This window comes from Tolypothrix campylonemoides VB511288_2, assembly GCF_045999855.1.
In the GTDB taxonomy this organism is placed as follows: domain Bacteria; phylum Cyanobacteriota; class Cyanobacteriia; order Cyanobacteriales; family Nostocaceae; genus Scytonema; species Scytonema bouteillei_A.
On sequence record NZ_JBFPMW010000001.1, the window covers coordinates 413775 to 438899 of the forward strand.

Below are 25125 nucleotides of genomic sequence, written 5' to 3' on the forward strand. Positions count from 1 at the left end.
ATGGCGTTTGCAACACAATTCAGGCACAGTAGTTACTGCCATACTTAGCGTGTTAAACCAGTGAAAACCCTGAAACTAAAATTGGTTTATTAACGCTTTTTATGTATAATGTACTACTTAGACTACTGTTACATGAACTATATTGCTAGAGTTCCCGAAGCCAGCACAAAAGTAACAGTTTTCACTTCTTTATTCAAACTAAGATGCAGCGTTCATCAAGTGAGGTGCCATAAAGTTATGTCGCTGACCTCCGCAATGCAAGAACTTTGGATACTTTGTATTGGGCGATCTTCTCTATGGATATCATGTTAAAATTTATTAAAAGAACTTGCCTTATCAAAAAAAGGAGTAAGTGTGGCTACTGAGACAAGTCTGCAAGAGAATATGCGTGATGCTGTGGAACAATTTCAACAGCAAGAAGAAGTATTCCAGTGGACCAAACAATGGTATCCAGTAGCCGTTGTAGATTTCCTAGATCCCTCTCGCCCTCACGCAATGCAGTTACTAGGAAAAGATATTGTCGTGTGGCGTGATGGGACTAATAAATGGCGCTGCTTTGAAGATTGTTGTCCCCATCGATTGGTTCCACTTTCAGAAGGTCGTGTTGAATCTGATGGAACGCTTTTGTGCGCGTATCACGCTTGGCGTTTTGATTCTCAAGGGAATTGCGTCCACATTCCTCAATCACAGAATAAGCAAACTGAGGCAAAGCATCGCTCAAATTTGAGGTCGTGCGCTGTCGCTTATCCCACTCAAGAATGCCAAGGTTTGCTGTGGGTATGGTCAGAGTCAGGTTCACAAGCAGAACAGGAAAGTCAATTGAGGTCGCCACGAATTATACCAGAGCTTGAGAATGGCTCCGATAAAGTAGTGCAGCTATCTTGGAATGTACGCGATCTTCCCTATGGATGGGACTTTTTTATGGAGAATGTGGCAGATCCCGCTCATGTCCCTGTCTCTCACCACGGAATTATCGGCAGTCGCTACAAGGATGCCAAGTACTATGACATGAATATAGTACGGAATGTGTCTACCCAAGAAGGGTTTTCTTTTGAAATTACACCAACAGCCCCTAATATTGAACAAGCCGTTCATGACTTTCAACCGCCATGTCACATGAGAATTGTCTCAAGCAATACAGATGGTGGAAAACTCATACTGGCATTGTATGCTACCCCGACTCGTCCGGGATGGTGCCGTCATATGGGATGCCAAGTGTTAGTGAAGAACGACGCAGGGCAAAAGCCAAAGGGATTGGGTTTTTTTGGTCTACCCATGCCAATTTGGTTAATTCACGTTTTGTCTTCTTTATTCTTACATCAAGATTTGGTGTTCCTTCACTATCAACAGAAGATTCTGGATCGGCGCAAGGACAAATGGCTCAATGCAGTTTATACTCCGAATCCCCAAGACAAAATGGTAATTACGTTTCGCCAGTGGCTGGAAACAAGAGCTGGCGGTGGCGTTCCTTGGATGTCGCAAGATTCACTTCCTTCAAAAGAGGAGGACAAGCAGAAGCTTTTTGATGTGTGGACAACCCATACTCAACACTGTCAGGTTTGCCAGGATGCTCTGAAGAATTTCAATCGTCTGTCTGTGTTGGCTTATATAGCTGCTGCTGTGTGTTTGCTTGTGGGAGTTATTGTGGATGCACGGGCTATGGCTGTGAAAGTTGCGCTCGCAAATTTCCAGCAAACAAGCGGCTCGATTCTAACGACTATCCCTCCTACAGCTTTCTGGTGGGCAATTGGAAGTGCAATTCTATTTGCTATCGTAGGATACCAGCTCAAGCGATTTAGCCGACTCTTCTATATTTATGAGTTTGAACACGCCCGCAATGATTGATTTTTTTAGTGGGATAGGTTCGTGGTAAATTAAACAACTGGGGGGCAACGTCTCAAGTTCGCGTGACGCTTGCCCCTTTGGCAAATTGTACCCAGTACGAACGATTCAAAAAACCTTAAAAGTTGCTCTGGAGAAGAGTTAGCTCTTTTCGATTGGGCGTAAGTTTAGCTTAATCGCGTCTTTGTTAGCCTCTGCCCAAGTAGGAAAGTCCGTGAGCGGCACACCGTAGCCACGGAGTTCCTCAATAGAAACAGGGTATCCAATTTTGTTCGCCCACTCTTGGTGTTGCACCATTAGAGGGTATTTGCCGCGTGCGCTCGCCTCCAACGGTGTCAAGCAGATTGCGGACACTTTGTGCCCGGTCACGCGGCTCAAAACGGCCGCAACTTCAGGTATGGTACACTTATCGCCCGCTAGTTCCAGGCTCTTGCCGTTGAAGCGGTCGGGATTCTCGAACGCGGCGACGGCGAATGCGCCCATGTCTTGGGCAGCGACGTGCGCGAGCTTCGTGTCCATGTCCATAGCTATCACTATTTCGCCCTGGTGGAATTCGGGGAAGGCGAAACCGACTTTCGGCGCGACGTAGTTCTCCATCAAGAACGCGGCTCTCAAGAACGTGGAGGTGGGAAAATTCGCCGCACGCACTGTCTCTTCAAGTATCAGCTTGCTGTCCCAGTAAGGCTTGTCCCACAAACTCTCTGTCCCAGGAGGCATGGACTTGTATAAGTCCGTCCCGGATACGGATGCGTGGACAAAGTGCCGGACGCCAGCCCGCTTCGCAGCTTCCACCAGCAAGGCACCGTGCCGACTTTCTATATCGTTGCCTTCCATGCTTGGTACTTGAACGGAGAACACCCCGCTAACGCCGCGCAAGGCCGTTTCTATAGACGCGGGGTCGTCGTAATCGCCGCGAAACACTTCCGCTCCCATTTCACTCAGCGCTCTGGCTCGCTCCCCCTCAGGGTTTCGTGTTAAGGCACGCACTCGGTGTCCACGGGCCAACAACTGGGCGAGCGTTGCGCCACCTTGAGTGCCCGTTGCACCTGTAACAAGAATCAAATCATGCAGATTAGCCATTTTACTTTTACCCTTCTTTTGATCGAACAATATCGCTTAAGCAACGGTTGTTGTGTAGAATGATAGGTACAAAAGTGAAAAAAAGTAACCAGCAAAAAATAATCGATGTTGTTTAGGCAACAGATATGCAAAATTGTTGACGCAAGAGTGCGATGTTCACAGCATGATTGCGTTCACAAGTCAGGGTGGGAAAAGCGGAGAAAAAGCATATGGGTACGGCAGCCAGTAATGAAAATGATCCTCGCGTAAAGCGCACACGCCAACTGTTATTAGAGGCGCTTGTCGAGCTTGCGGCAGAGCAAAACTTGCGCGATATTACTGTGCGAAAGATTACAGAGCGGGCAAGTGTGAACCGAGCGACATTCTATGCCCATTTTGAAGACAAATCCGCACTGATCGAGGCAGCCATGCGTGACGCAATTCAGCAGGCATTGTTCAAGAAACTCCAAGCATCCTGCCCCTTCAACAGGAGTAATTTGCGCCTGCTCATCCAAACAGTAGCTGAAGTGCTGAGAAGTGCTCTCAGTCAGTGTCGTGGACCAAATCGTGAGTCTCATCCACTTGTCGAGGCCACTGTCCAGGGTGAACTCTACGCCTTCATTCTGTCATGGCTCCAACAGGCGTTTTCGGGAGAAAAAATGCAGGGAGTTTCTGTAGAGACGCTTGCCACCATCTTGAGTTGGGCCATTTTCGGCGCGAGTCTTCAATGGAGTCGTAACCCGAACGGTTATTCTACAGAATACATGGCAGAGCAAATCATGCCTCTGCTTCTGAGCAGTATCTGTTTCGCAATCCAAACACCATTGTTGGATTAGCGGTCATTCTCTGAACCTAAGTAAGTGGGCAGGAAAAATTTCCAAGTATGTAACGAAAATTTTACAGGAAATTAGTGGTAAATTTTATACTTAGCACACTATAGTCTCCTCTTTCTCCCCTAGGGCGTGTTTTCAATGGGGATGTTCTCCTCACCCTCAACCTGTAATGTCGTATTGTCACCAACGATGTTGATAGCATAGCTACCCTCCCCTGCTGTTTTACGGCAAATAGAGCAGTAGCAACGCATGAATGGATAGGGATGGTAGCTTTTGACGTTGAGGCGTACCGCTCCACAATGGCAAGAACCTTTTAGTAACATTGTGGTGTTCTCCGTTCTAGTTCTGCAAAAGCCCATTCTTCATCATAGAGTAACAGGTTTTATTTGGGTTTTTCTGCCATTGATTCCAACTCTCATTTCGCACCCGACTGTTGTAGGAACCATGAAGCTATAGCATCGTCAGCTGTGGGAGTACGCCCTGAAAGCAAGTGTTTGTCAAGCTTGTTACCACACACTGTGTAACAAACCCGCGTACAGAAATAAACTAAGATGAGATTTTTTCAAACAGGGATTTGCACCTAACCAACTTCCAGGCTTGTGACTGCAAATACACGGTTTATGGGCAACTTAGGAATTTCTCTGGTGTACATTCTAGCTACTTCAGAGACAGGCTTCATTCCGTAACGTTGAGCTAGAGCGATCGCTTCTGGATTGGCATCCGGCACATCCAGAAACACGGGAGCATCGGTTGCCTTAGCAAGCAAAGCAAGTAAGAGTTGTTCGGCAATCTGTCCTTTATTTGCAAATAAAGGTCCAATGCGAAAACCAGTATGGCTTTGTCGGATGACTCCATAACCAACAATATGTCCTTCGCTCATCACTCCTAAAGCAGCACTGTTTGGCTGCTGAATCCATAATTGCAGGAAGCGAACTCGCTCGGTGGGAAAAAAATTGCGCTCGTAAGCAACTAACTCATCAATTGGCACAGCTGCAAGTTCTACGACGTTATCTGGTACTGCACCGCCGCCAATTGCCTTGTAACGAATATGGTTGTAAGCAATTTGGAAACCCGATTTTTTGTAGTTTTCTTGTTGGGCAATGACTCCATCTACACTAATGTTACGCTCGGTACTCAGATATGCCATTGCAGTCTTCCATATTTTGAGCCCAAAGCCCTGCCCGCGAAACTGTGGCTTAACTATGTAAAAACCAATAACGCCAAAGTCTTTTCCGTAAGTTACAGCAGAAATGCTCCCTATTGGCTCGCCGTTCAATTCAGCCAGAAAAAAACCGTGGGGATCGCACTGATAAAAACATTCAGCATCATATATACCAGGATTCCAACCTTCATCTGCTGCCCAAGAAATTACTAACTCAAATTCAAACCTGTTCATCGGGCGAATAATGAAGTTGTCAGCGCTCGTTGGCGATTTTGCGATCATAATGTCTTTTTTCTAGATAATTACCTTAGTTTCAAGTAATTCTCGTATATAGTCAAATTCTGAACTATGATTTACGGTCGTATAGCTCTTATCTCACTAAGCAACATCCAAATTATAAGACCGCACCACTTTTTAGTTAATTTAAATAAATACTCGTTCAACATAAAGTGAAATCGGTAGGTGAAGAAAAGTATGGAAACGGTAACAAAACGATTGATTATACGCCGTATGGCTGTGGCAGATTTGCTTGATTTTTTGGCATATCAAACTCACCCTGAGGTTTTGCGGTATATGCCTGTAGAACCACTGACTGAGGAGCAAGCAATGGGCTTGCTCTCACGACAAGCAGTTGTGGAAATTGATGATGAAGGCGGCTATATCATGTTTGCAATCTACCTTATAGATGACGCTAAAGTAATTGGCGAGGTTGGCATTAACCTATTCCCAAAAGCACAAAGTAAGGGAGAAATCGGGTGGTCACTTCACCCAAACTATCAGGGGTTTGGTTATGCAACAGAGGCAGCACTTGTATTACTCAACTATGGCTTTACACACCGCCATCTGCACCGAATTACCTCTATATGCGACACGCGTAACACAGCATCATTTCGACTTATGGAGCGTCTTGGCATGAGGCGTGAGGGACATCTCAAGCAAAGCCATTTCATGAAAGGCTCGTGGCAGGACGAGTATATATACGCCATATTGCATGATGAGTGGGTTGCACTGCATCGCGTTACGGATAACGAGTAGAATTAATAATTTTAATTGTTTGAAAATTGAGAACTTACTCGGTTGCCCTTAATTAAATCATCACTATGTCTCGAATTTTAATATTTGGCAATTCCGGTTCTGGAAAAAGTACTCTTGCAAACAAGCTTGCGAAAGACTTCAGTATTCCAATTCTCGATCTCGATACTATTGTTTGGGAACCAAACCAAATTGCCATACGCCGTCCTCAAGAAGATTCAGTGACCGTACTCCAGCGATCGCTACCCTAGCATATATAAAATTGTGCTGCATTTAACAGCGTGGTTTAGTTTAGATAGAGCTTTGAGATTAAGAAATTAAATGCGATATTAGTGATTCAAAATCCTAAAAATACAGTTTATCTGAGTGTTGTCTCTTTATGGGAATGCACTAGTGAACTACCCACACTGACCCGGAGTACCGGGTACAGTGTTGGCTTCCAACTTCACGGAGGAATGCCGCATCTTAGGCTTACGCCCTCGAATTGGTCTGACTTCCTCTCCATTGGCGATCTTCCTCCCCCGTCCCAGAGGAGGACAGCATTCTGATACCTTCGGCTCTAATGTTCGTCGCGGCATTACCATCTCTGTGATGATGAGTACCACAACTAGGACAAACCCAAGTTCTGATATCTAACGGTAACTCGTTGATTTGGTAATGACAATGAGAGCAAAGCTTGGAACTAGGGAACCATCTGTTGATTTCTACCAAAACCTTGCCTTCTTTTTCCAGCTTGTAGGCTAAGAAATTGGTAAAAGTCCCCCATCCCGTATCAGATATTGCTTTTGCCAGTTTGTGGTTGCGAACCATGCCCTTGACGTTCAGGTTTTCAACGACTACAACTTGATTGTTGTCTACAATCAATCGAGATAATTTGTGTAAGTAGTCTTGGCGGACATTGCTAATTTGTTCGTATACCTTAGCTACAATTTTTGTGGCTTTTCTACGACGATTACTACCTTTGACCTTGCGAGCAGCAATGCGTTGTTTCTTGGCTAATTTCTGTTCATATTTAGCGAGATGTTTTGGATTTGGATATTTGGAAATCTTTTCGCCATCGTAGGTAACGGCAAAATCCACAATACCTAAATCAATCCCAATCACCTGACCATTTGTCTTTGATGTGGGATAATCACCCGAGTACTCCATCAGCACAGAAGCGTAGTACTTGCCGGATGGGCATTTACTGACAGTGACAGTTTTGATAGTTCCATCAACAGGTCGATGTATCTTTGCTTTGACAACACCTAATTTCCCAGGAAACTTCAAACAGTCATTGATTTGTTCTACCTTCTGTGGATACTGAATAGATTGACGGTGGTGAATTGATTTGAATCGTGGATATTTCCCTCTCCCCTCAAAAAAGTTTTGATATGCACGACTCAGATTCAAACTCACAGATTGCAAAACCTGTGAGTAACATTCTCCTAACCATTGAGTCTGTTGATCTTTTTTGAGGGCAGGCAATAGAGAATTGAGTCCTGATTGCGACAAGCCTTTGCCAGTTGCCTGATAAGTTTCAATACATTTATTCAACCCATAATTCCACCACCATCTCGCACAACCAAAGTGTTGTGCAAGTACTTGAACTTGTTTATCGGTAGGGTACAGTCTGACTTTTACAGCTTGTCGTCTCATCTAAACATCTCCCAAACATCGACCTGTTACTATTATATACTATTTTCAGTAAAAACTATCAAGAAAATAATTGGCGACTCCTCATACACCTTTGTCCTTCAAGCCTGCGGCTTACATGAGCCAGAAATATGCAATCGTCGTCGCCCGCCTTATATCCCGCCACTGATTTGGAGTCCCAAATGAGCGTGGGGGACTTACGGCGTATAAGTTAAATATCAACTCGGAAAACTGCCACTACCAGAATCCCCAGAAATATATTTACCTAAGTAACGCGAAAGGCACAAAATTAGCAGCCTGACTATTGATGAAGAGAGCGTAGCTCAGTTAATAAATTTACCATCTTTACACCGCGATCCATTCGATCGTTTACTCATCTGTCAATCTTTACAGCATAACTTGACTGTGTTGACTGCTGATGGAGCGCTCCTGGCTTATAAAATGACTCAGTTTTTAAACTAAAGTGAGAAAAGAAATTCTGTCTTGATTTTTACATAGAGAGAATTGAAGCAATTTTCATGTTAGCATTATTTCTGCTTTTGTATTAATGGCAATTCCCACCTCTAAAGTTTCAACAGCATTCAACCTAGCAATTACATTCGTGCTTCCAGCATAAAGATGGATTAGAGTATCAGTATCAAGCAAATACAGGGCGAACGCACATTAATATATGGGCTGGTTGGGATAAAACAGATATAAAAAAACTCGGACAAGCATCAAAATCTCAACTAAAAACTAGGATTTGATGAGGTCGCAATAATGTTTACCTCAATAAACAACATTTTTTATAAGGGCGCAAAGCCGCCGCGCCCCTACTTGTCTTACTTACACAATTTCTTCTCCATCACCTGGCAAAGCACTCAGTTCTTGCCAAGTTTTAAGACCAACAACTCCATCTACAGAGAGTCCTCTGCTTTTTTGAAAATCTTTCACAGCAGCTTCTGTCGAGCGACCAAAAATACCATCAACTTTTAGAGATAACCGAGGAACGCTGATACTTTGGAACATCAATAATCGTTGCAAAATGCTGACAGCTATACCAGAATTACCATTTTTTAGAGTTGGAAGAGTTGTTTGTGTTACACTGTTCATCTGTTGTAGAAAAGTATTTATTGAATTGGACAATAACTGACTTCTGTAGATTTCCTTTCAATTCCAGAAACCAAATGAAGAATTACCCATTAGGGTACTCAGTCGATACAGTTAAGAGAGGGTTCAAAGAATTTGATTCCATTTCTCAAACCCTAATATGAAGAGATTTAGAACATACAGTTGTTTCTCAATGTCCATGTTAATCTTGGAGAAAGTAGGGCAGTACTAGCTCTTTCGTATTTTATTTTATGAAAAAAAAACTTTTTGAAATTCCATTTGCACTGATGCTAGTAAGTGTCAGTTTTTCACAACCAGCTTATACTCAAACTCCTATATCAAAAACGTCTAAACTCTCTCAAGAAGTTGCGACGCTGCGACAACAAGGTCAAACGGGATTGGAAATATTTCTCAAATCCCATGCCAATGCATTAAATTCTTCTAATGTAGAAATTCGTCAAGCTTTAGATTCACTTTGCCAGCAAAAAGATTGCTATGCTTCTCAGCTTTACTGGTACACCGATCTAGAAAAAGCAAAAGCCGCCGCAACAGCTAGCGGTAAACCAATCTTATCTTTGCGGTTGCTAGGTAACTTAGATACAGATCTCAGTTGCGCTAACAGCAGGTTTTTTAGAGTCGCATTATATCCCAACGCGGAAATTTCTAAAGTCTTAAGAGAAAACTTTATTCTACATTGGCAATCAGTTCGTCCCGTCCCAAAGGTGACAATTGATTTTGGTGACGGACGCAAACTAGAACGCACAATCACAGGTAATAGCATTCATTACATCTTAGATAGTTCGGGTCGTCCGATTGATGCAATTCCAGGGCTATACGGACCAAAAGCTTTTCTCACGAGCCTTCAGCAAGGGGAAGTAGCAGCAAAGGAGTACAGCAAACGTAACGGTTCCCAACGCGAAGCTTTTTTACGACAATACCACAGCGATCGCCTCACGACTCTCCAAAACCAATGGACAGCAGATTTAGCAAAACTAGATATCCAATCTCCACCACGGTTAGTTGCATCTCCCAGTAATGAGGGTGAAACTCCCAGTGCTACAGTAGCAGGTGCAGTAGCCGTCTCAAAAATGAGAGTGGAAAGCCCGATATTAAACAATATCCAGCCACAAAGCGCAGAAAATCCAAACACTCCTTTAGAAATTACAGACCAAGCGACTTGGAGCAGAATTGCCCAACTCTATGCAGAGTCTGCCAAACTAGATAAGAATAGCATTGCCTTAATTGGTGATAAAAAGTTTCAGTCTGCCAAAAATCCGCAAGATATCTCAAAACTGATTCGTAATTTTGAAGCGGCAATGGCTCTGGATACAGTTAGAAATGAGTATATCCTGCACAGGCAAATTCATCAATGGTTTGTACAAGGTAATCAAACAAGCTATGTGGATTCATTAAATAAAAAAGTTTATGCAGAACTGTTTTTGACTCCCAGTAGCGATCCTTGGTTGGGACTCGCCCCTACCGACATTTACAGTGCGATCGATAATGAGGGTATACGCTAAATTTTCTCAATTCAAAATCCCAAATGCTATGCTCACAAACAGTCACCAATTTTTTCAATGTACCTGTAAGCCCCATTCAGGAAATTTTTGACGAAACCCTAACAGAAGCAAAGATTAGGCTTTTTATTAAAAGAGACGATTTGCTCAATTCTTCAGTATCGGGTAATAAATTCCGGAAACTGAAATACAATTGCTTGAAAATCAAAGAGTTAGGATTTCCCCGGCTTGTTACATTTGGCGGTGCTTTCTCAAATCATATCTATGCTACAGCAGCAGTGGGAAAAATTGTTGGTATTGAAACCATCGGTATTATTCGCGGCGAACGTACCCAACCCCTCAATACAACACTTGATTTTGCTGAAAAGTGTGGCATGAAATTGCTCTTTGTTAGCCGCTCTGATTTTCGAGAGGAAAATTTGATTTTTGAACAGATAGAAAAAGAATATGGTAATGTTTATTTTTTGCCATCAGGTGGATCGAATACTTTAGCTTTGCAAGGCTGTAGGGAGATTGTTGAAGAAATTCATTCACAAATGCAATTTCAACCTGATTATTTTTGTACGGCGTGTGGTACGGGTTGTACTTTGGCTGGTGTTATTGCGGCTGTAGATTCGGCTCAACACATCATTGGTTTTTCTGCACTAAAAGGAGATTTTTTGAAAAATGACGTGCAAAGATTGCTTGATACACAAGATAATTTAGGCTGTCAAAATTGGCAGATTACTGATAATTACTGTTTCGGCGGCTATGCCAAGTGGAAGCCAGAATTAATTTTATTCATTAATGATTTTAAACGAAAACATTCCATTGCTCTCGATCCAATTTACACGGGAAAAATGTTTTTTGGGATTTTCGATTTGGCAAAAAAAGAACTTTTCCGCCCTCACACCACAGTTGTCGCAATTCATACAGGTGGATTGCAAGGTATTGAAGGTTTTAACCAAGTTAAACTTAAAAATTATAGTTTTAAACTTGAATAAACTCGCTATGTTGAAAAAGGGAGTAGAGAATAGGGAAAAGAACTAAATCTTACATCTCGTTTTTTCTTTTGCGAAGTTTCCGAAAAAACTCCCTCTCAATTTGTAGATTTAGTTGATTGTTAGAATTCCGCTTGTCTATTGCTTTGGCAACATCTTTTTAAGTAGAAGAAAAATCATGCTTGTTAAACAAGTTTCAGTATTTTTAATGTTGATAGTCAGTTCAGCTGCTGGATATGCACTTATACAATCACCAGTGTCAGCAGAATCAAAATTTTGCCAGTATTGGGAAGTCACAGCTACATCTGTTAATGTTCGAGAAAACAACCGTATAAATTCTAAAATTATTGATACTTTACCTAAAGGAACAGTTGTTGAGCTACACGGTTGGTCACAAGATGGAGAATGGGCTGATATTTCTACCCAGCAGTATCAGGGATGGGTATATGCAAATTATCTGAAATGTTACAAAAAATAGTTTAATTTTTCAATGGCAATATATTACGAAAAAATGCATGACGGAAGCTTATCTTAATTTTAACCAACTCAAAAGCGGTAGTGAATTTATAAGTTCAGTGGGCGCAAATAACCATTACTGGTTTTTAGTGACAATTCATGCGCTAAAGCGCTACTACGAGACAAATACAGAGATTATACGTTCATTACATAGTTTGGTTTTTTCTCGCCGAGTTACTTATTGTTGATGTTGCTGATAACTGTGCTAAAACACGATCGCGCAAAAGTTGCAATGGCTTATCTTTAATACCAACTGTCATCAAGCCGTCAATGGTTTGCATGAGGTAATCCGCACAAGAACCAAGCTCACCTTTCGCAGTTGCTATACTGTTAACCATAGTTTCTAAAGAAATATCACCAGCATAAGCCCGATGATTGCGGTTAATAACAAATGCGATCGCATTTATCTGTTGCGAACCATCAAAAACTTTGACCCAACGGGGAACATAACAATTAACAATCATTTCCCTCCGCCAAAGCAACAGTAGTTCTGATGGTACATCACTAGCAGCTATCCGGTAGGCAATACCGCGACAACAACCGCCCCGATCTAAACCAAGTACCAATCCAGGGTTATCTGGGGTACCTCGACCTTGGGGTACCCACAGGCAGAAGCGACGGTGCCATCCATAAATTGTACCGATGCGCTGTTCTTCAAATTTGATAATAGGATTCCAGATGAGCGAGCCATAAGCAAAAATCCAAACATCTGAAGCCAGTTTTTGCTGGTGTAGAGTTGCGCGTATTGACTCTTGCAACTGGTCTTCACTTAAAACATTTACAGATCTGCCCGATTGTAATATGGTTTGCTGCAAGCGTTGAGATTCAAGATCGGAGCGCGTAAGTGACATGGCACATCCTCAAGTCGAAACAAACCAGTCAAGAAGTTTTCGAGCAATACTTGGCTTGGGAGGAATCTGCGGTAAGTTATACTTGCTAAACCAAGCCGCATCTACCAATTCTTGAGGTTCAATGACGATCTCTCCACTTGCATAAGTCGCAGTAAATCCAATCATCAGTGAGTTGGGAAAAGGCCAGGGTTGCGAGCCAAAATAGCGAATATCTTTGACCTCAATCCCTACTTCCTCTCGAACTTCTCGCATCACCGTTTCTTCCAACGATTCTCCCGGTTCCACAAATCCAGCCAGTATGCTGTACATACCCGGTGGAAAACGAGGCGCACGAGCTAATAAGACTTCGTCACCCCGCGAGACAAGAACAATCATCGCAGGTGAGAGGCGCGGATAATTTACCAATTCGCATTTAGGACATCGCTTGGCACGCTCGTGTGCTAATTGAACTGTAGGTGTCGCACAATGACCGCAGTACTGGTGGGTGCGATCCCATTCCATAATCTGAATGGCGCGACCGCATAACGCATACAAGTCCTCATCTAAACTTCCATATAATTCCCGCAGTCCCATTAACCTCAAACTATCAGGGATTATAGAGTCCTTGGGCAATTCGGCAGAGTAACACCCAATGCCATCAAGAGTACCCAGAAATTGCGATCGCATTGGCTTCAAACCAATTTCTGCTAGACTGACAAACTTGGGGATGTGACTCACTGTCCCTTGAGAATGGATTAACAACTTGTTGCCAACAAACGCGAACCACAAAGAGGGTTCGGACTGTACTACAGGTGGAATAATGCCAGAGATGAAAGTTCGCTGCATATCACTAGAACGCCATTACTCCGATCCTAGCACTGTCAGCAATGCCCTGAAAATTACCATAACAGCAGTTAAGATATAAAGATTGAAATGCATAACGGGTTTGCTTTTATGGAGAGCTACGACGTTGTTGTCATTGGTGCTGGACCTATTGGATTGGCAACTGCCATCGGCTTACGCAAACGAGGTATTGAAAATGTATTAGTTGTCGATCGCACTCGCGCTTTTCGTCAAGTCGGTCAAACGGTCGATCTTCTGCCCAATGGATTAAGATCTCTCAAATATTTAGATTCTCAGGCTTACGAACAAATTAAAGAAGTTGGTATTGGGCTTTTGAATCCCAAGCCACCCAGCGAAGAGGCTGTAAGGACAGCTACAAGAACACAGCCTCCAAAAGCAACACCCGAATGGGTTCAAAAGAATTTGCGTGGAGAACGAATTTCATCATTTTCTCTGAGTTACGATGATTGGTTTAAAGAGTATGGAGAAGGTCGAAAATCAATCAGTTGGTATAATTTGCAGACAGCCCTCAGACAACAACTCCCCCAAGAGCGAGTTAGACCCAATCATCGATGTGTCAGTGTGGTGGATGAATTAGAGACTGGGTACGTCCGCGTAGATTGTGTGTCCAATACGATCGCAGAAGCCAATCCTTACGCGTATTGGTCTGAAGAACAGAAACCGGAAGAAAACCAACCCCAGAACTTAGAAACAATTTCCCAAGAATTTGAAACAACAGTCTTTCGGGCAAAACTCGTTGTTGCAGCTGACGGAATCAACTCCACGGTTCGCCAGATTCTTTACAAAGATACTCCGTACTCCGCTTTTGCAAAACCTGAATATTCCGGATTTGCTGCGATTATGTGCAATCAAATTCTTGACATTCCAGACAGTCTAAAGTCAGCGCTAGAAGAAATTTTCTTCCAGGGGGCACCTGTTGTCACAATCCGTAATGATGAAATCTCTGAAGGTAGCCTCATGGGAGTGCCCAGAATGCTTTTATTTCAAAGACCGAATGGTCCAGTCGGATACGTCATACACCATGCTTTGCCTCTAGACATCTTACAAGGGAAATTTGGCATATCTTTGATTGACGTTGCTTTGCCTGCATTAGAGAAAGCAGGTTTTCCCGATGTTCTCAAACAGTTAGTGAGCTTATCAACTCCTGCTAATATGCAACAGCGTCCGTACTACATCCACCGTGCTAGTATTGCAGATTCCTTACAACTTCCTAGCACTGCTTCTCTTGATACAAAAGACAATCTTGGCAAAATTCAACCACCATGGAGTTCGGGACGAGTGGTATTGGTTGGTGATGCAGCCCATGGAATGCCCCCTTTTATGGCACAAGGAGCAAATCAAGGGTTTGAAGATGCACTAGTCATTGCAACCTTAATTGCTCATGTTGTAAAAGAGAAAGGTTGGGATGATACACAAGCGATCGCTCAAGCCTTTGAAAAATACGAACATTTTCGGCGTCCGTTGATGACTCGCGTCCAGCAAGCAACGTTGCAAAATTTATCCCAAAGTCGTAAAAAAGAGTGGCAAGAATACAGCGATTCAGTATTTCGTCGAGAATTTGCACAAATGGTACCAGTCATCAGCGATCGATGACCAAATCTTAATTCCATTTATTAACAATTTCTTCTATCTGCATAATAGCTTCGTCGGCTGCTTGCTCTGGGGTTAGGCGATCGCTAATAATTCGATTGAGTGCTTTGATCCAAACATTTTTATCAAGTACTAAGGTATACGCCGGGTGATTTACATAATCAAACGGACGTATTGAACCTTGGGTTAATATCTTGGAAACACTGGAGACATGAGGGTCTGTTGAGTTTGCCCAATAAGGGTCTTTTAACACGGGCTTGAGTGCTGGAAAGTGACCCCGTTCTGCACTTTTAAGATAAGTTCCCAATATGTTTGGTTGAACTAAGTATTTAAGAAAATCTCTAGCTGTCTCTTGGTGCTTGGAATTGGCAAACAAGATCACGTGACCAATTGCAACAATGTACCGCATTCGTTGACCGTTGGGTTTATTGGGCAATTTTAAAGTACCAAGCTTTTTATAGTAAGTCTCCCTATCTTGACTGACAGCACTGGGGATTGAGAGAGTGCCATTGGGTGTCATTACCACCTGACGGTTGAGTAAACTACGATTATTATCTGGATTTAACCACCTGATAGCATCGGGTGGTACATAACCTTGCTGGTAAAACTTGGCGTACCAGTCTAAAAGATCGATAATTTTCTGCCTCACTTGGGGGTTCCTGACAAGCAGTTTCCCTTGAGCATCAAAAATTTGAATATCATAGGCTTCTAAAAGTTGCTCGAAAAAGTAATAAGTATCTCCCGACCCAATTGAATAAGGCAAACCCAAACTATATATATTATTTTGCTTTTTTCGGAGAGCGTCCTGGACTTTTTTCCAAAACTCCCAAAAGCTATTCCACTCTGTAGGAATATTAGTGTCGCTCTGTCCTACTTGCTTTAACAAATCTTTCCAATAAAAAAAGAGCATTGTGGTTTGGCTAATAGGAACTGCATAATAACTGCGCTGTTTTTGTACGTGATTGTAGAGATGAGCCGTTTTTAAAATAGGTTCTGGATACAAGTCCTTAATGGGGTAAATCACATCAGAAACATCTGCTAATTTTCCGTCCCAAGCTAAACGTGCGTTGAGTTGTCTTTCCGCTCTGTTATTTAATAAAATATCGGGGGTATTTCCAGAACGTACTGCTCTTTCCGCTTTTTCCAGGAGTTCGTTAGGTCCATAAACCGACAGTTTTGCCTTGTAACCGCTTTTTTTCTCCCAGTTTCTTACAACTAAAGTAATTGCCTCATCTTCTTCTAACCCAAACCCTTTATCCCACCAAATTTGTAGGACTTTATCATCTTTATGAGATGTCTTAATAGAGGATTTTTGAGATTGTGAAGGAATGGATTGAGAACAGGCAAAAATTGTGAAACTTAAGGTTGAGACTGTTAAGACAAAGCTGCATAATTTACAGCGATTGCGAGTTTTTTTAATAAAATTTTGCATTATCTATGAGTCAATCAAATGTTTTTTCTAGAGAAAACATAAATGTCTTATGAAAAAAATCTAATTCTATAGGTAGGCAATGCCTACCTTGCATTCAAAAATTAAATAGGATCGCTAGACTCAGCAAAAATTTCATTGAGTTGTTGAATTGCGCGATCGGCTGCTTTTTCGGGAGAAACACGATCTATGACGACTCGACGCAGAGCTTGACCCCAAACATTTTTCATTAACACTTTACTATAAGAAGAATTTTGAGCAATATATAATAAACGAGTTCGTTTCATAATGAGTGGTTTAGCACCTTCCGATACGTGGGGATCTTTCTTATTTGTCCAGAAAGGATCTTTCCAAACAAGTGTGTGTACTGGAAAAAAACGCCCGCCCGCAACCTTAAGATAATTTCCCATGATTTTTGGGCTGATGAAATATATCAAAAAATCTTTAGCTAGTTTCTGGTTTTTTGAGTCAGTTAGGATAATTGCTTGGGTGATGAGAGACACATAACGCATTGGCTTACCGTTAGGTTTATTGGGATATCCAATAGTACCTAGCTTGTTAAAGTAAACGTCAGAATTTCGGCGTACAGCCGCAGGAATGGAGAGAGAATTGTTAGCAGTCATGACCACATGCCTGTTAAACAAGCTGCGATTGTTATCTGGGTTAAACCAATTCACTGCATCGGGAGGTACATAACCTTGATTGTAAAATTTTGTATACCAGTCTATGCAATGGATAATTCCCTGACGGACTTTTGGATCGCTTGTACGCAATCGACCTTGAGAATCTACAATTTCTACATCATGCGCTTCCAAAATCTGCTCAAAGACTTCAAAAGTGTCTCCAGCACCAACGGATAAAGGTAACCCAAGCCCATAAATCTTTTTATTTTTTTTTGTTTGCAAAGTGTTTTGTATTTGTTTCCAAAACTCCCAAAAACCATTCCAATCCTTAGGAATATCTTTTTCACTCTTACCAGCTTCTTCGATCAAATCTCGCCAGTAAAAAATATAAGGAATGCTCTGGTGAAGGGGAACAGCGTAATAGCTTTGCTTGTTTGTCAGCTTGTTATAAAAATAAGCGCTTGCCAATACAGTGTCTGAGTAAAAAGGTTTGACAGATTGAATAACTTCAGAAACATCTGCTAGTTTACCTTCTCGGGCGAGGCTTGGATTGAGAATTCGATCTGCATTGTTACTCATGACAATATCAGGTGGATTTCCTGCTCGAATTGCCCTTTGAGTCTTTTTTGATAGCTCATCTGCACTAAAAAGAGAAAGCTGAGCTTTGTGACCAGTCTCTTGTTCCCACTGCTTGACAACTTGCTGTATTGCCTCATCTTCTTCTAGGGTAAAACCTTTGTCCCACCAAAGTGTTAATATCCCGTTCTGTGTTGAAGATTCCGTTAGCAATGATTTGTCAGAATTAGAAGTATTGGTACAGGAAAAAACACTCAAACTGAGCGTGACTCCCAGTAAGAGAAAACGACTTGTCGTTTGTAATTTTGCAGTTACCATACCCGCTCACTCCCATTTGGCAAAAATTTCTTTAATTTGCGCGATCGCCTCATTAGCCGCTTGTTGTGGAGAAACGCCATCTTTCACGATTCTGGAGATCGCTTTACCCCAAATGTTTTCTTGCAAAACTACACTGTAGGCGGGGTTTTGGACAAAATAAAATGGGCGTGTTTGACCTTTCATTAAAACTTTAGATGCAGTAGAAAGATGGGGGTCTGCTGGATTAGTCCAGAATGAATCTTTCCATAGTGGTGTCATCACTGGTAAGTATCGTCCTCCTGCGGATTTAATATATGTTTTTATGGTTTCAGGTTGAGCTAAGTACGCCAGAAATTCTTTCCCTTCTTTCTGATTGTTGGAATTGGCAAACAAAATGGCAGCATTAACTGCTACTAAATAACGCATTGGTTCACCATTGGGTTTTTTAGGAAACTCTAGAGTCCCAAGTTTGTTGCGATAAATATCGGGATTCTGTCGTACAGCAGCAGGAATCGAAAGTGTGGTATTTGCTGTCATTACCACCTTACGATTAATCAAGTTGCGATTGTTATCTGGATTTAACCATCTTGTTGCGTTGGGAGGTACGCAACCCTGTCGGTAAAGGTTTGCGTACCACGTCAAACTCTTCACAATGCCTTGACGCACCTTAGGGTCATCAAGGCGAAGTACACCTTCAGAATTGACAATTTCAACATTATATGCTTCTAAAATTTCCTCGAAGATATAGTAAGTATCTGCAGCGGCGGCGGAAAATGGTAAACCTAACCCGTAAATAGGTTCTTTGTTATCCTGCGATGGGTTAAACGCTTTCAAATCAGTCTGTACTTTTTTCCAAAATTCCCAAAAACCATCCCAATCTGTAGGAATATCCTTCTCACTCCGACCCACTTGCTTGAGCATATCCCGCCAGTAATGGATGTGAATTGTTAACTGATTGATTGGCACTGCATAGTAGCTGCGCTTGCGAGCAGATTTGTTATAAAAATGAACAGCTTCCAATGCTGCTTCAGAATAATTGTTCTTCACGGGTTCAATGACATCGGAAACATCTTCCAATTTGCCTTCCCAAGCAAGGTGCGGTATCAACTCTCTCTCCGCACTGCTACCCATGACAATGTCGGGTGGATTGCCAGATTGAATCGCCTTTCTGGTTCTTTCTGGGAGATCGTCGTTACTGTAGAAAGTGAGTTTGGCTTGATTCCCGCTTCTTTTTTCCCAGTCTTTAATTAACTTTATAAGAGCGTCATCCTCTTCTATGTTAGAACCCTTATCCCACCAAATTGTTAAAGTTTTGCTTTTAGAAGAATTAGCAAGTGGGGGGGAGCTATGTTGAGATAAATAGCTACAACTGCTAGTTAGCAAGCTAAATATGAGTATTTTCAGGATATAACGGTGTTTACCGAGATTTAAGAGTGATATAAACATTTTTTGGGATAATCGTATCATGATTTGCACTGCCATTATTTGTGGTGAGTGCAAAGCTCGCGATCGCTCTGACTTAGATCGGGATTTGTTGCTAAATAATCCTTGACCCAGTTACAAGCATGAATAAAAAGTTCATCAGAAGCCAAAACCCGATCTAAATCCCATAAAATAGCAGTTTTATCATCGCTGACTGAGGCTAAAACTTTACCATTAGAGCTAAATGCAACTCCTTTAACGGTGTCGCTATGCCCGGAAAGAGTTGTTAACAACTGCCCGTCAAGACGCCAAAGTTTGATGGTGTTATCTGAACCGGCTGAGGCTATCATTTTACCATTGGGAGCGATCGCAACTGCATAAACCCCCGCATCATGCCCGGTCAAAGTCTTCAATAGCGTACCATCCATTTTCCAGAGTTTGACAGTCTTGTCGTCGCTTGCAGAAATAACCATTTTGCTATCGGGACTTATGGCAACTGCATTCACCTGATTGCTATGCCCTAAAAGAGCTCTCACTAAAGTCCCATCTGGTTTCCACAATCTCACGGTATTGTCATCACTGACAGAAGCTATGATTTGACCGTCATTGCTGACAGCAACTCCATTTACCCCTGAATTATGCCCAACTAGTGTTGCATAAGCCTTGGGTTGAACTTTACCCTGACCGTTAATCTGCCAAAGTTTCACTGTCTTATCGTCACTTGCTGAGACGATGGTTTTGCCGTCAGGAGCGATTGCAACGCCCTTGACGACATCTTTATGCCCCACAAGAGTCTTGAGCAACTGACCCTTTTGATTCCAGATTTTGACAGTGTTGTCCGAACTAGCCGACGCGATGGTGTTCCCATCCGGAGCGATGGCAACACCATTGACCCCCGCTTGATGACCGATCAGACTGAGGTGTAATGTCCCATCTGGATTCCAGAATTTGACTGTGTTGTCCCGACTTGCTGAAACAATCATCTTCCCGTTAGGCATAAAAGCCACCCCATGAACGGCATCACTATGACCGGAGAGAGTGTTTAATAAGGAACTGTTTCGCCGCCAAAACCTCACAGTATTGTCCCGACTTGCTGACGCAATCATCTTGGTGATGGGGTTGATTGCAACTTCTTTAACTCCTGCATCATGACCGCGAAGAGTTGTTAACAAAGTCCCATCTGGTCTCCACACTTTGATTGTTTTGTCTCGACTTGCCGAAGCAATGACATTACCATCAGAACTAATGGCAATTCCTTCTACTTGATTGCTATGTCCGATGAGAGTTGCTTTCAAAGTCCCGTCTAAATTCCACAGCTTGATAGTCCTATCTGCACTGACCGAGGCGATCGTATTTCCATTGGGGCTAAAATAAACTCCCTCAACTTCATCGCGATGCCCTTTGAATGTACGTACTAAAGTCCCGTCCATTTTCCAAAGTTTGACTGTTTTATCGTCACTGGCTGTAGCCAGCATTTTTCCATCGGGACCGATCGCAACTGCCTCAACTTCATCACTATGCCCTTTAATTGTCCGTAGCAAAGTTCCATCTGCCGTCCATAACTTCACGGTCTTGTCATCACTTGCTGAAGCGATCGTACTACCGTCAGGACTAATAGCAATTGACTCTACCGCATCGCTATGTCCTTTCAAGCTTTTTAGTAAGGTACCATCAAGATCCCAAAGTTTAACTGTCCTGTCTTCACCACCCGAGGCAATGAACATCTTGTTTTTCCGATCTTGATTATTAGCGGAGCATCCGAATTTGGAAAAAACGTATTTGCGATTGAAATCGCGGTTATAGAAATCAAGTTTGCGATTGAAATCGCTGCTATACAAACCAAGTCCGCCTGCGCGGACTTTAGATGAAGCCTGTGCAGGCAGGCTTTGTTTGTATAGACTCAGAATTCTATTCTGAGGGGTTCGTTTGTATAAACTCAAAATTTTATTCTGAGGACAATTTGCCTCTAGAGGATGCACTATATTAGTCCCAATAGCAACTGTGTTGACTCCTGCAGTGTGTCCTTTCAGCGTCCGAATGAGAGTGCCATCTGGTTTCCAAAGTTTGACAGTTTTGTCTGCACTGGCTGAAGCAAATATCTGCCCATCTGCACTAATTGCAACCGAATTCACTCCCGCACTGTGCCCTGACAAGCGGTTATACTCTTTCACTTCATAAATAGCTTGTCTCATTACAGATTCAACCTGTGTTTGAGTTTGTGCATCGACACTTCCAAGACTTTGCAGTTTTTGCCCTGCCCTAATTGCTTCCATCAAAGCATCCAATTTTTTCTCGGAAGCGTGCAAAGCTTTGGAAGATGTGGCAATAGCTTTTAATTCGTTTTGCAGTGCGTTGCGGTATTGGAAAAAGGTTGCAACTCCCAAACCCAACGCAATGACAAATCCTAAAGCAAGCGTACCTAGAGATATTCTTTGAAGTTGGGCTACTTTTTGCTCTTGACTGAGTCTAGCTTTTATTTCTCTGGTGCATTCTGCAGCCAACCTTGTTTCCACTTCTCTGCGATCCAGTTCTTGACTGGCTGCTAAAAATTGATAGTCCAACTCGCTTAAACTTTTGCCGACAGACCAAGCTTGTGCTTCTAACAGGGCTTGTCCTCGCAGCAACCTCGAATGATCTTGTCTTAATGATGCAACCCAAGCATTCAACGATTGGGAGTAAGGACGCAGTTTTGCTAATTGTTTTTCCAGCCAAGCTTGATTGAAAATTTCCTGATAAATGCGGTTTTTGACCTTCAGTTTTCCTTGTTGCTTAACAACTAACCCAGATAGTAAAAGTTCTATTTGTTCGGGTGAGTCATCTATTGGTACGTCAACTCCTTGTAAAACTTTCTGATAAAGTGCCAACAAGCTGCCAGCACGTTGCTCGTTACTGAGGAGGCGATCGCGAATTGTCTTTAAATGCTCCGGTTCATCATGAGCTTCCCAATCATCAATAATATTTGTTTGTACTAACTTCTCCAAAATAATTGAGGGAAACTGGTAATATATACTGATGAGATGGTAATTAACAATCGGCAAGTGATAATCCAATTTATACCGTTCTTCCGCTTCTGAATACCCCGTTTCCTGATGTAAAGCCATGCTACCGCTAATTCTTTCGTGTTCTACGATATGGCACAGCTTTTGTGTGAGAAATGGTTGCCCGTCAGTCCAACTCAAAATTTCTTTTAGCACTGCCATAGGATTGGCCACTTTCCCCTCTAAGCCTGCTGCTAGTGGCTCGACTTCTGATAAACGAAATCCCTGTAAATCAATAGATGTCCCAATATTAAATGGAGTACAAGTCCTATCAGAAATCAAATCCGAGGGAGTGGCTACGCCAAACAAAGCCCAAGTGAGACGGTTGTATTCTGGATTTTCTGCTCGTTGATTGTAGCAAGCACGAATCAACGCAAAAAAATCAGCGACTGGAAAATTTAAGCTCAGAACGTTATCAATTTCATCAATAAAAATAAAGATTTTTTCACTTTTTAATTTCACTAATAAAATATCTTCAACAAACTGGCTTAATCGCTGTAAGGGAGGTAAATCTTCTCGCTCGTTCCACCAAGTTTTTATATTAACCGAGCCAAAAAGATCAAATCCTCGCAATAAATCTACAACTATACCCTTGTACCATTGAGCTGGGGTAATATTTCCATTCCCGATCCTAGTCATATCAACAGAAGCACAGCAATAACCAGCTTCTTGCAATCGGTACCTTGTTCTCAAACGCAAGCTCGATTTGCCCATTTGTCGGGAACTAAACACATAACAAAATTCACCCCTCATTAAGGCGTCGTATAGTTCAACATCAGCCTGTCGCTCCACATAACTAGGAGCATCCATTTTGAGACTGCCACCAATTTGATATTCGTAAGCGTTCATATCCACTAGCCCAATTGCCCGCAGAAATACAGCCGATACAGCTCGCAGCTAGGCAGTGCATGATTTCCTTCCAGCTTTACCAAACCCATGCTTTCTAATTTGTAAGCAGTGATTGCTTCTAATTGCACGTCTTCAGTTGCTGTCAAAACACGTTTAAATGCCGCTGCCAGTTCGGGATGTTCTTGAAGATTGGCGAGATGATGTCGCAGGTAATTGCTATAAATACCGCCAATTGTGGGAGCTTCTTGCAAGAGTTGTTCTAAGGTCACGTCTTGACGTGCCAAATGGTAGAGAGCGAGACGGACTAAATAAGGATGACCGCCAATCGTAGCCACAAGAGGAGCCAGTGTTTGCTCGCCTACCTCACCTTTTGCCCAATCTAAGCCATGACGGATAGCTAAATCTTGCACCTGTGCCAAGGTAAATTCTGGTAACTTAATTGCCAGTCCGACGTTAAAAGGGGATTGATTGATATCCAAAGGGATATAAGCTTCGGTCGCATGCACCACTAGCAATCGCAGTTTTTGCCAAATGTCCAATTCTGCGGCGTCTTCATACCAGGAGCGCAGGAGTGGCAAAAAGTCACCAGAGATTTCTGGATACTCAAAAATCCGGTTGACTTCATCTAAAGCGCATACGACTGGAGAGTCAATTTTCCGCAATAGGTACTCTTGGAAATACAACGTGCAACTGACTTTGCTACCGATGTCCTCATCCCAGTAATCATCCAACCTCGGTTCTATATGTAACTGGCGACTGGCATTGGCACAAAACCATCGCAAGAATTTATCTAAACTGCTGAAAACGTGAGTGTCTGCCAGTTGAAAACTGATCAACACAGTGTTTACGCCTATTGTTTGTCTGGCGTGAGTCAGAATTCTTTGCATCAATGAGGTTTTACCTGTCTGCTTGGGTGCTTTAATCCGGATTAAGCTTCCAGGTTTAGCAATTTCAGCACAGGCGCGTTCTTCAATGGGAGGACGCTCAATATAAAAGAAGGAATTGAGCGGAACCGGACCGCTGGGAATATCCAAACGTTCGGGAACGGGGATGGAAGATTTCTGGTTTTCTTGCCTTGTATAACCGCTAGAAGGCTCCAATTTTTCGCGATCGCTACCAGGCAGTTCGAGATATTCTTTATCTGCTAACTGTTGATAATGTAACAGAACCGCTTGGGCATTTTGCGATTTCCTATAAATAGCAGAACTTTCCCCCCGCCTTCTAATGACCGAACGAAAATTACTTTTAGTTACCTCCTCATCCAGAGATTGAGACAGTAACTTCCATAATTTGGAACCAACATCTTTAATATAGTTAGCATCATAGCTAGAGCTGTCCGCTATTTCCTGGTAAGTTTGTCCTTCCCAGGCTTTGCGGAAAACTAGCTCCTGTAGATTGTTTAAGCGGTTTTCTAGAAAAATATCTAGAACAACCAATGCCTCATCAACATTCATCTGCTAGAGAAGGATAAGGTTAACTTTATATGACTCTATCTAAGTTTTTCATATTTTTTTAACTGTTTCATCTAAATTTAAGAGTGTTACTCTCTCTTGCGTAAGATTTTTTATCTTTACATTTTGTTTTTTAATATAATAGTAATAATTATCAATCAAGCAAAGTCCTATAAATGTCGGTAACATCTGGCAACAGAGCAAATGCTTGCAAGACACAAAAGCTAATAGGGACATACATTCAAAGCGATCGCTTGTTTCTGGGACAAGGCAGATAAGGAAAAGAGTTCAGGTATATAAATGCAACTTCTTGTAAGGTCCGATCGAGAGTTTTGGCTATCGTCTATATGTAAGAATCTTTACATGACTTAACATTTTGAGATTGACAGCAGTTAGGTTGCCATTGCCAGCCCTTTCAACGCGAACAAATGAACTATAAATGTATCCGTGGATATGCTACCATCATTGACTTTATCTGTATAGTTGCCGTT

General features: G+C 42.3%; 19 protein-coding genes and 1 pseudogene. 8 read left to right on the forward strand and 12 right to left on the reverse strand.

The annotated features are described in order from the left end of the window. The first annotated feature begins 354 nt into the window (after nucleotides 1-354). Nucleotides 355-1845, forward strand: a complete 1491-nt coding sequence (locus AB0756_RS01795; protein ID WP_038077788.1) for an aromatic ring-hydroxylating dioxygenase subunit alpha — start codon at nucleotides 355-357, stop codon at nucleotides 1843-1845. A 138-nt stretch (nucleotides 1846-1983) separates the two neighbouring features. On the opposite strand, the gene AB0756_RS01800 is transcribed toward AB0756_RS01795, so the two are convergent. Then, nucleotides 1984-2922 carry an NmrA/HSCARG family protein gene (locus AB0756_RS01800; protein WP_038077849.1) on the reverse strand — a complete coding sequence of 313 codons (939 nt, stop codon included), beginning with the start codon at nucleotides 2920-2922 and terminating at the stop codon, nucleotides 1984-1986. A gap of 209 nt (nucleotides 2923-3131) precedes the next feature. Between AB0756_RS01800 and AB0756_RS01805 the strand changes: the two genes are divergently transcribed. Beyond that, nucleotides 3132-3737, forward strand: a complete 606-nt coding sequence (locus tag AB0756_RS01805; protein ID WP_038077786.1) for a TetR/AcrR family transcriptional regulator — start codon at nucleotides 3132-3134, stop codon at nucleotides 3735-3737. A gap of 119 nt (nucleotides 3738-3856) precedes the next feature. On the opposite strand, the gene AB0756_RS01810 is transcribed toward AB0756_RS01805, so the two are convergent. Further along, nucleotides 3857-4057 (reverse strand): GFA family protein, encoded by a 201-nt coding sequence (locus tag AB0756_RS01810; RefSeq protein ID WP_237266029.1) that lies wholly within the window; start codon nucleotides 4055-4057, stop codon nucleotides 3857-3859. 257 nt (nucleotides 4058-4314) lie between these two features. Continuing rightward, nucleotides 4315-5178, reverse strand: coding sequence for a GNAT family N-acetyltransferase (locus AB0756_RS01815; RefSeq protein ID WP_408103976.1), 864 nt, complete (start codon nucleotides 5176-5178; stop codon nucleotides 4315-4317). Between the two features lie 192 nt (nucleotides 5179-5370). Between AB0756_RS01815 and AB0756_RS01820 the strand changes: the two genes are divergently transcribed. Further along, nucleotides 5371-5931 carry a GNAT family N-acetyltransferase gene (locus AB0756_RS01820; RefSeq protein ID WP_038077783.1) on the forward strand — a complete coding sequence of 187 codons (561 nt, stop codon included), beginning with the start codon at nucleotides 5371-5373 and terminating at the stop codon, nucleotides 5929-5931. A 65-nt stretch (nucleotides 5932-5996) separates the two neighbouring features. Beyond that, on the forward strand, nucleotides 5997-6179 hold the full coding sequence (locus AB0756_RS01825; RefSeq protein WP_237266028.1) for an isopentenyl transferase family protein: 183 nt from the start codon (nucleotides 5997-5999) through the stop codon (nucleotides 6177-6179). A gap of 147 nt (nucleotides 6180-6326) precedes the next feature. Here the strand turns inward: AB0756_RS01825 and AB0756_RS01830 are convergent. Next, nucleotides 6327-7566: pseudogene (locus AB0756_RS01830) on the reverse strand (RNA-guided endonuclease InsQ/TnpB family protein). A gap of 822 nt (nucleotides 7567-8388) precedes the next feature. Then, nucleotides 8389-8655: a peptidoglycan-binding domain-containing protein gene (locus AB0756_RS01835; protein ID WP_038082670.1), complete on the reverse strand. Its 267-nt coding sequence runs from the start codon at nucleotides 8653-8655 to the stop codon at nucleotides 8389-8391. A gap of 248 nt (nucleotides 8656-8903) precedes the next feature. Here AB0756_RS01835 and AB0756_RS01840 point away from each other — a divergent pair, with 248 nt between their 5' ends. The 3 genes from AB0756_RS01840 (at nucleotide 8904) to AB0756_RS01850 (ending at nucleotide 11627) form a co-directional block, all read left to right on the forward strand. Further along, nucleotides 8904-10172, forward strand: coding sequence for a thioredoxin domain-containing protein (locus tag AB0756_RS01840; protein WP_038082669.1), 1269 nt, complete (start codon nucleotides 8904-8906; stop codon nucleotides 10170-10172). Nucleotides 10173-10195: 23 nt separating this feature from the next. After that, nucleotides 10196-11152, forward strand: coding sequence for a 1-aminocyclopropane-1-carboxylate deaminase/D-cysteine desulfhydrase (locus AB0756_RS01845; RefSeq protein ID WP_038082668.1), 957 nt, complete (start codon nucleotides 10196-10198; stop codon nucleotides 11150-11152). 175 nt (nucleotides 11153-11327) lie between these two features. Then, entirely contained in the window at nucleotides 11328-11627 is a 300-nt protein-coding gene (locus AB0756_RS01850; protein WP_038082666.1) for an SH3 domain-containing protein, read from the forward strand. 184 nt (nucleotides 11628-11811) lie between these two features. On the opposite strand, the gene AB0756_RS01855 is transcribed toward AB0756_RS01850, so the two are convergent. Further along, entirely contained in the window at nucleotides 11812-12516 is a 705-nt protein-coding gene (locus AB0756_RS01855; protein ID WP_038082665.1) for a gamma-glutamylcyclotransferase, read from the reverse strand. Between the two features lie 9 nt (nucleotides 12517-12525). After that, complete coding sequence (gene nudC / locus AB0756_RS01860) at nucleotides 12526-13341, reverse strand: NAD(+) diphosphatase (RefSeq protein ID WP_038082664.1); 816 nt, start codon at nucleotides 13339-13341, stop codon at nucleotides 12526-12528. A gap of 87 nt (nucleotides 13342-13428) precedes the next feature. On the opposite strand from nudC, the gene AB0756_RS01865 reads away from it, so the two are divergent. Beyond that, on the forward strand, nucleotides 13429-14952 hold the full coding sequence (locus AB0756_RS01865; RefSeq protein ID WP_038082663.1) for an FAD-dependent oxidoreductase: 1524 nt from the start codon (nucleotides 13429-13431) through the stop codon (nucleotides 14950-14952). 7 nt (nucleotides 14953-14959) lie between these two features. On the opposite strand, the gene AB0756_RS01870 is transcribed toward AB0756_RS01865, so the two are convergent. The 5 genes from AB0756_RS01870 to AB0756_RS01890 all read right to left on the reverse strand — a co-directional run bounded on the left by AB0756_RS01870 (nucleotide 14960) and on the right by AB0756_RS01890 (nucleotide 24637). Further along, nucleotides 14960-16381, reverse strand: coding sequence for a sugar ABC transporter substrate-binding protein (locus tag AB0756_RS01870; RefSeq protein ID WP_038082661.1), 1422 nt, complete (start codon nucleotides 16379-16381; stop codon nucleotides 14960-14962). A gap of 101 nt (nucleotides 16382-16482) precedes the next feature. Beyond that, nucleotides 16483-17895 (reverse strand): ABC transporter substrate-binding protein, encoded by a 1413-nt coding sequence (locus AB0756_RS01875; protein WP_050045544.1) that lies wholly within the window; start codon nucleotides 17893-17895, stop codon nucleotides 16483-16485. A gap of 6 nt (nucleotides 17896-17901) precedes the next feature. Beyond that, nucleotides 17902-19320 carry an ABC transporter substrate-binding protein gene (locus AB0756_RS01880; protein WP_408019808.1) on the reverse strand — a complete coding sequence of 473 codons (1419 nt, stop codon included), beginning with the start codon at nucleotides 19318-19320 and terminating at the stop codon, nucleotides 17902-17904. Nucleotides 19321-19355: 35 nt separating this feature from the next. Then, nucleotides 19356-23183, reverse strand: a complete 3828-nt coding sequence (locus AB0756_RS01885) for an AAA-like domain-containing protein (RefSeq protein WP_038082658.1) — start codon at nucleotides 23181-23183, stop codon at nucleotides 19356-19358. A gap of 5 nt (nucleotides 23184-23188) precedes the next feature. Then, nucleotides 23189-24637: an AAA-like domain-containing protein gene (locus AB0756_RS01890; RefSeq protein WP_038082657.1), complete on the reverse strand. Its 1449-nt coding sequence runs from the start codon at nucleotides 24635-24637 to the stop codon at nucleotides 23189-23191. Nucleotides 24638-25125 lie beyond the last annotated feature (488 nt).

Coding starts and splice junctions, on each gene's coding strand:
- AB0756_RS01800 (WP_038077849.1), bottom strand. CDS start 2,922: ATGGCTAATCTGCATGATTTGATTCTTGTTACAGGTGCAACGGGCACT.
- AB0756_RS01805 (WP_038077786.1), top strand. CDS start 3,132: ATGGGTACGGCAGCCAGTAATGAAAATGATCCTCGCGTAAAGCGCACA.
- AB0756_RS01810 (WP_237266029.1), bottom strand. CDS start 4,057: ATGTTACTAAAAGGTTCTTGCCATTGTGGAGCGGTACGCCTCAACGTC.
- AB0756_RS01815 (WP_408103976.1), bottom strand. CDS start 5,178: ATGATCGCAAAATCGCCAACGAGCGCTGACAACTTCATTATTCGCCCG.
- AB0756_RS01820 (WP_038077783.1), top strand. CDS start 5,371: ATGGAAACGGTAACAAAACGATTGATTATACGCCGTATGGCTGTGGCA.
- AB0756_RS01825 (WP_237266028.1), top strand. CDS start 5,997: ATGTCTCGAATTTTAATATTTGGCAATTCCGGTTCTGGAAAAAGTACT.
- AB0756_RS01835 (WP_038082670.1), bottom strand. CDS start 8,655: ATGAACAGTGTAACACAAACAACTCTTCCAACTCTAAAAAATGGTAAT.
- AB0756_RS01840 (WP_038082669.1), top strand. CDS start 8,904: ATGAAAAAAAAACTTTTTGAAATTCCATTTGCACTGATGCTAGTAAGT.
- AB0756_RS01845 (WP_038082668.1), top strand. CDS start 10,196: ATGCTATGCTCACAAACAGTCACCAATTTTTTCAATGTACCTGTAAGC.
- AB0756_RS01850 (WP_038082666.1), top strand. CDS start 11,328: ATGCTTGTTAAACAAGTTTCAGTATTTTTAATGTTGATAGTCAGTTCA.
- AB0756_RS01855 (WP_038082665.1), bottom strand. CDS start 12,516: ATGTCACTTACGCGCTCCGATCTTGAATCTCAACGCTTGCAGCAAACC.
- nudC (WP_038082664.1), bottom strand. CDS start 13,341: ATGCAGCGAACTTTCATCTCTGGCATTATTCCACCTGTAGTACAGTCC.
- AB0756_RS01865 (WP_038082663.1), top strand. CDS start 13,429: ATGCATAACGGGTTTGCTTTTATGGAGAGCTACGACGTTGTTGTCATT.
- AB0756_RS01870 (WP_038082661.1), bottom strand. CDS start 16,381: ATGCAAAATTTTATTAAAAAAACTCGCAATCGCTGTAAATTATGCAGC.
- AB0756_RS01875 (WP_050045544.1), bottom strand. CDS start 17,895: ATGGTAACTGCAAAATTACAAACGACAAGTCGTTTTCTCTTACTGGGA.
- AB0756_RS01880 (WP_408019808.1), bottom strand. CDS start 19,320: ATGTTTATATCACTCTTAAATCTCGGTAAACACCGTTATATCCTGAAA.
- AB0756_RS01885 (WP_038082658.1), bottom strand. CDS start 23,183: ATGAACGCTTACGAATATCAAATTGGTGGCAGTCTCAAAATGGATGCT.
- AB0756_RS01890 (WP_038082657.1), bottom strand. CDS start 24,637: ATGAATGTTGATGAGGCATTGGTTGTTCTAGATATTTTTCTAGAAAAC.